This is a genomic window from Microbispora sp. H10949 (genome assembly GCF_014161435.1).
GTDB classification, from domain to species: Bacteria; Actinomycetota; Actinomycetes; order Streptosporangiales; family Streptosporangiaceae; genus Microbispora; species Microbispora triticiradicis.
Genome location: NZ_JABBWZ010000028.1, coordinates 1 through 6,853, shown reverse-complemented (window position 1 = coordinate 6,853; position 6,853 = coordinate 1). Strand labels below are relative to the sequence as shown.

The 6,853-nt window shown below is 68.1% G+C and carries 3 protein-coding genes; 1 reads left to right on the top strand and 2 read right to left on the bottom strand.

Annotated elements, in window-relative coordinates; translation table 11 throughout:
• The coding region (locus tag HHX40_RS35405; protein WP_220499980.1) for a ThuA domain-containing protein at positions 1-4,923 on the bottom strand (4,923 nt) is incomplete at its 3' end.
• Between the two features lie 296 nt (positions 4,924-5,219).
• Between HHX40_RS35405 and HHX40_RS35400 the strand changes: the two genes are divergently transcribed.
• A complete protein-coding gene (locus HHX40_RS35400) occupies positions 5,220-5,891 on the top strand; it encodes a FadR/GntR family transcriptional regulator (RefSeq protein WP_111702010.1) in 672 nt (223 codons plus the stop codon).
• Between the two features lie 120 nt (positions 5,892-6,011).
• On the opposite strand, the gene HHX40_RS35395 is transcribed toward HHX40_RS35400, so the two are convergent.
• A partial coding sequence (locus tag HHX40_RS35395) for a hypothetical protein (RefSeq protein WP_220499979.1) occupies positions 6,012-6,853 on the bottom strand: 842 nt, incomplete at its 5' end.

Here is a 6,853-nt window from a genome sequence, read left to right as displayed (position 1 = left end):
GGTGGCGGTGCCGGTCACGGTGGCCTTGCCGGCGGCGACCTGGGCGGTCCGGGTGTTGAAGGACTGGTAGGCCTGCTTGCCCGGGGCCACGTCGGTCACGGTCTTGTTGCCGAACGCGGTGTTCAGCACGATCGTGGCCGGCACGTCGCCGTTGTTGACGGCGGTGACCGCCAGGTAGGCGGTGGTGCCGATGCAGCGGGTGGCCGCGGTGACGGTCAGCTTGACCTTCGACGTGGCCGCCGGGGTCAGCTTGAAGTAGTCGAACTTGACCGTCTTGGACGCGCCCTGGTTGACGCCGAAGCCGAACAGACCGACCTTGCCGGTGCCGGCCACGGCGCTGTTCTTGACCACGGCGGCCGTGCCGTCGGTGGCCAGGTCGGTCCAGGTGGCGCCGTCCGAGGAGTAGGAGGCGGTGAAGCCGTCTCCGGTCTTCGTCAGGCGCAGCCACCACACCCCGCTGGTCAGGTTGGTGACCTGGGGCTGCGGGTCCTGCACGACGCCGCCGACCTCGCTGCGCAGCTCGAGCCGCCGGGTCACCGCGGAGCCCGCGGCGTTGTCCGCGACGTAGTCGAACTTCACGTAGTTCTCGTCGTCGCCGTAGACGATCAGGCCGCCCTGCTGGAACTGCTCGTTGAGAGCGGAACCGTCGACCTTGGTCTCCAGCGTCCAGTCACCGCTCGGCGCCGTCTGCAGGATGAAGTTCTTCGGGTTGCTGTTGTCGGACCCGTAGATGTCACCCTTGGTCGTGTCGAGCTGGAGCTGACCACCACTCACCCGCGCCGCCGTCGCGTCGTAGCGCACGTTGGCGCTCCAGCGGCAGAGGTCGAGCGCGGTGCCCTCGAACTCGTCGTTGGGGTCCGAGGCCGTGGCCTTGTCGTCGGGCGTGATGTGGAACCAGTCGAAGGCCGCGTCCGTCACCGGGTTGTTGGTCGAGGCCAGCGAGATCAGGCCGATCTTCGGGTTGGAGATCCCGGCGAGCGGCTTGGTCTCCGACATCGCCGTGAAGGTGGTGCCGTCCGAGGAGTAGTGCGCGGTGATGTTGGTGCCGTCGCTGATGAACCGCACGTACACCGTGTCGGGGTAGGCGTCCCCGAGGTTGGCGGTGTTGCTCGCGGTCACCTCGTTGGGGCTGCCCTTGTCTTCCCGGATGAACTGGAAGATGCGGGCCGCGTGGTCGTTGCTGCCCCGTGCCTGCAGCACCATCTTGGCGTAGTTGTCGTCGTCGCCGTAGATGACCAGGCCGGCCTGCTGGTAGGTGGTGAGTGCCTTCAGCGTGAGCTTGGCGGTGGCCGTCCAGGCGCCCGACGGCATCGGCTGCACGACGATGTTCGGCGTGCTGCCGCCCGTGCTGTAGATGTCGGTGGCCGAGGTCGGGATGATCAGGCTGCCGTCGGCGACCCGCAGGTCCTGGTTCTCCCGGATGACCGACCAGCGGTCACGGTCGAGCTGGGTGCCCAGGAAGTCGTCGGAGCGGCCGGTGAAGCACGCCGTGGCCGGCGCGTCCACCTTGATCTGCACCTGGGCGCTGCCGGCGGCGCCCTTGGCGTCGGTCACCGTCACCACGGCGGTGTAGGTGCCCGGCGTGGTGTAGGTGTAGCTCGCGTTGGCCGTGGTCGGCTGCGGCGCGCCGTTCACCCCGAAGTTCCACTTGTAGGTGAGCGCGTCGCCTTCGGGGTCGGTGGCGGTGGTGGTGAAGTCCACCTTCAGCGGCGCGATGCCCGTGGTCGCGTTGGCGGCCACCGACACGGTCGGACGCTGGTTGTTGGTGGCGCCCTTGCCGATGAAGTCGACCCAGTTGAAGTTGAGCAGGTAGGCGTCGTTCGCCGCGCTCGCCGGCTTGCGCACGACGAAGTACAGCGGGCCGCTGGTCGTCGGCGGGTTGGTCAGGTCGACCGTGACGTCCTTGTACGTCTGCCAGTTGCCGGTGGGCGTGATGTCCACCGAGCCGACCAGGGTGCCGTTGTCGGGGTTGCCCTGACGGATCTGCACGGTGCCGCCGGGACCGGCCGAGGCGGCGCGGAGCCGGATCGCGGTGATGTCGGTCAGGTTGATCGGGTCGAACGACCACCAGTCGCCGTCCTGGGTGAACCCGATGTTCTGGTTGCCGCCCGCGGTGTCGGTCGTGGTCTCGACCTGCACGCCCGCGGCGTCGGTGCCGGTGCCGCCGGTGACCCGGCCGGTGGCGCTGAAGTGCTCGGCCTGCTTGCGCTTGGGCTGCAGGATGACCTGACCCCGCCCGGTGAGCGGCTTGGCCGTCCCGGCGCCCTTGTCGGTGTAGCTGGCCTCGATGACGTAGAACAGGTTGTCGTACTCACCGTGGCCCGCCATGGCGGTCTGCACGACGCCCTCGCAGCCGGTCGTCTGGTCGAGCGGGTGACCGTGGGTGTCGTGACCCAGGATGGACTGGATCTGCACCTTGCTGCAGTCGACCGTGCCGTCCTCGGCGTCGGTGACGGTGACCTTGAACTTCACCTGGTCGCCGAACTCGAAGAACGAGCCGCTCGGCGGCAGCTCGACCTTGACCTCGGGCTTGGTGTTGCCCGCGTTGACCGTCACGCTGGAGGTCGCGGTCCTGCCATCGGCGTTGGTGATCGTCAGGACGGCGCTGTACTCGCCGGCCTTCGTGTAGGTGAAGGTGGGGTTGGCCTCGGTGGAGTCGGTCGTGCCGTCACCGTTGAGGTCCCAGGCGTAGGTGATCGCCTTGCCGTCGGGGTCGCGCGAGCCGTCGCTGCTGAACTTGACGGTCAGCGGCGTCGGGCCGTCGGTCTTGTCGGCGCTGGCGCGCGCCACCGGCGGGCGGTTGCCCTTGATGTACTCCACGCGGTAGACGCCGGAGTCGGCGTTGTCGCCGCCGAAGCCCGAGCCCCACTCGATCAGGTAGAGGGCGCCGTCGGGGCCGAACTTCATGTCCATGGGCTTCTTGAAGCTCAGGGTCTGAAGGATCCGGTTCATCTCGACGAGCTTGGTGCCGTCCTCGTTGAGCTGGAACGACCACATGGCGTTGTTGTTCCACTCACCGAACATGGCCTTGCCGTCCCAGTAGGCCGGCCACTTGACGTCCGACTTCACGTTCTCGTCGAAGCGGTAGACCGGGCCGCCCATCGGGGCGCCGCCGCTCAGCTCGGGGAAGTTGTTGGCGTCGGAGGCGTAGTGGTACCACACGGTCGCCGGGATCACCGGCGGCAGGTTGGTCAGGCCGGTGTTGTTCGGCGAGTCGTTGACCGGAGCCGCGCAGTTGAACGCCGAACCCGACTGCTTCGTCGCGAAGTTGTAGTCGATGTAGGGCGAGTTGTTGCCGATGCAGTACGGCCAGCCGTAGTTGCCCGGCTTGGAGATGAGGTTCCACTCCACCGTGTTCTGCGGGCCACGCGTGGCACTGGCAGCGTTCGAGTCGGGGCCGTACTCACCCAGCATCACGTTGCCGGTCTTGGGGTCCATCCCGATCCGGAACGGGTTACGGAAGCCCATGCCGTAGATCTCCGGCTTGGTCTTGTCCGTGCCCGGCGCGAACAGGTTGCCCGACGGGATCGTGTAGGTGCCGTCCGCCTCGGGGTGGATGCGCAGCAGCTTGCCGCTCAGGCTGTTGGTGTTGCCCGCGGAGCGCTGGGCGTCCCAGCTGGAGCGGCCCGACTGCTCGTCGATCGGCGCGAAGCCGTCGGAGGCGAAGGGGTTGGTGTTGTCGCCCGTGCCCAGCCAGAGGTTGCCGGTCTTGGGGTCCATCACCAGGCCGCCGCCGTGGTGGCAGCACTCGGCGCGCTGCACCGGCACGTCGAGGATCTTCTTCTCGCTCGCCAGGTCCAGGGTGTCCCCGTTGACCGTGAACCGGCTCAGCCGGTCGACGTTCTCCGAGCCCGTGGGCGAGTAGTACAGGTAGATCCACTTGTTCGTCGCGAACCCGGGGTCCAGCGCCATACCGAGCAGACCGCTCTCGTTGGCGGTGAAGACATCGAGGTGAGCGGCCTGGACCGTGCCCCCACTGGGCTTGATGATCTTCACATCGCCGAGCCGGTCGATGTAGAAGACCCGGCCGTCCTTGGCGACGTCCAGCATCATCGGGTTGGACGTGTCGGCGTCCAGCTCCACCTTGTCGTAGCTGCTGCTCTGCGAAGCGGAGCAGTCGGCCTTCACGGCGCCCGAGGCGGTCTTGATACCGCCGAGGAGCAGCTTGAGGAAGTTCGCCTCGCTGTAGTTCTCCTTCAGGTGGCCCAGGCCGGTGTACCACGAGCGGCCACCGTCGTAGTCCTGACACCACGTGTTGGGGTGGTCGGCGCCCATCGTGCCGCCGGTGTAGGACTTCTCGTCCAGCGACGTCAGCACGTGAACCGTGTTACGCGGGTTGGTCCGGTAGTCGTACCACTCGTCGGTACGGCTCCAGGTCGTCGGCAGGCCCGCGGTCGACGGGTGCGCCGGGTCCTCGACCTTGACCGTCGCCTGCTGGATCGCCGGGTGCTGCTTGAAGTAGGCCCCGACCAGCTTGCCGTACCACGCCCAGTCGTAGCCGCTGTCGGCCGCCGCGTGGACGCCGACGTAGCCGCCGCCCTTCTGGATGTAGCGCTGGAAGGCGTCCTTCTGGTCCTGGGTGCTGACCGGGTCACCGGTCGTGGACATGAAGATGACGGCCTGGTACTGCGCCAGGTTGGCGTCGGTGAACGCCGCGCTGTCCTCGGTCGTGTCGACCGCGAAGTTGTTCTCCTGGCCGAGCTTCTGCACCGCCGCGATCCCCTCGGGGATCGAGTCGTGCCGGAAACCGGTCGTCTTGGAGAAGACGAGCACCTTGAAGTCAGGGGCCGCGGCACTGGCGGCGCCGGCCCGCGTCACCGACGCCATGGCGGGGGACGCGGACATGAAGGGAACGGGCAGAGCCACTGCGAGGGACATCGCCGCGGCCAGACGGCTCAAGGCGCGATGCCGGTGAACTGTCAAGACAGCTCCTTTGAGGGGTGAACGGGTGACCCGGGGGGCCACCTGTCGGCCTGGGGGCTTTGTCACACCAGCCTCCAGAAGAGCAGGCGTCGCGAACGTAATCCCGTTTCGTCCGGTTGTGAAGACCTTTTAATCGAATTGACATGACTTTCTCTACTGCTTGCTGGAAGTGACGCGCACGCCTGAGCGGCTTTCGTAAGTCCGCTGACCAGGGTGAGAGCAGGTCCGGCTTCCCCTAAACTGCTAGACATCCGACGTCTGGCGGCCTCGTCCGCCTGCGAACAGGGGGTGGCTTCGTGGCGGTCACGGACGCGGCGATCGACCGGATCAAGCAGATGATCATTTCGGGTGAGTTGCGCCCCGGTGACCGGCTGCCGAAGGAGGCCGACCTGGCCGAACGGCTCGGCCTGTCCCGCAACTCCCTGCGGGAGGCCGTGCGCGCGCTCGCCCTGATCAACGTGCTCGACGTACGGCAGGGCGACGGCACCTACGTCACCAGCCTCCAGCCCAACCTGCTGCTCGACGCGATGTCGTTCGTCGTGGACTTCCATCGCGACGACACCGTGCTGCAGTTCCTGGAGGTGCGGCGCATCCTGGAGCCGGCCGCCACCGCCATGGCCGCGCTGCACATGTCCGACGAGGACGTCGAGGCGCTCCGCGAGATCCTCAGCGGGGTGCCGGACGAGCCGAGTGTGGAGGAGCTCGTCGCCAACGACCTGCGCTTCCACCAGCACATCGCGGCGGGGTCGGGCAACGCGGTGCTGTGCTCGCTCATCGAGAGCCTGTCCGGGCCGACGACCCGGGCGCGTATCTGGCGTGGCCTCACCCAGGAGGGCGCCAACGAGAAGACGCGGGAGCAGCACGCCGCCATCTGCGACGCGATCGCCGCCCGGCAGCCGGAGGTCGCGAGGGCGTGGGCCACGGTTCACGTGGCCGGGGTGGAGGAGTGGCTCCGCAGCGCCCTGTGACACCGCTTCCGATGCCGGGGCTGGGGCTGGGGAGACACGGAACCGGCCCCGGTGCTCCTGTCGGGGAGCGCCGGGGCCGGCCGGTGTCATGCGATCAGCTCGATCAGCTGGGTCAGGGCGTCAGGGTTGCGTCAGGTCGAACCTGTTGACGGTGACCGAGCCGCCCAGGGACTGGGTGGCGTAGTTGAAGATGCCGAAGCGGTAGCCCATGAAGAACTGCCAGGCGTTGCCCATCGTGAAGGCGGGGCCGAAGGAGGTGAAGTTCACCCCGTCGGTGCTGTAGGAGAACTTGGCCTGGCGGCCGCTGCCGGGCCGGATGTCGGCGTTGACCCGTAGCCAGATCCGCCCGCCGGACACGGCGGTGGAGGCCACCTCGGTGCCGGTGGAGGTGGTCTGCCAGCTGCTGTTCATGGTCAGGTTGTTGGTCGCGACCAGCCGGGTCTGGCCGTTGTCGCGCCGTACGCCGATCCAGGCCGAGGAGTCGCGCAGCATCGCCAGCCCCGCCCGGTCCCCGTCGCGCATCTGGGAGTAGTCCAGCTGGATCGTCGCCGTCGAAGACGGCCCGAGGATGCGGTGGGTGAGGGTGTTGCGGGCCGAGTACAGGTCGTTGGTCACCGTGGCGGTCTGCAGCCGCAGCCCGCTGCCGACGCTGAACTTCGTGGTGTCGGGGTTGTGGTTCCACTCCCACTCCGCCCCGAGCTGCGACCCGGTGAAGGTGTCGGTCCCGCCGGGGGACTTCACCTGCCGGGGCGGGCGCGGCACGTTGGGGTAGGGGTAGGAGGCGCCCCAGCCGCCGTTGACGGTCGTGATGGTGGGCCACCCGTCGGAGGTCCAGGTGATCGGGGCCAGGACGGGGATCCGGCCGCCGGGGTAGGCGTCCTGGAAGGCCATGTAGTACCAAGCGCCGTTCTGGGTCTGCACCAGGCCGCCCTGGTGCGGCACGCCGCCGCCGGAGACCGGGC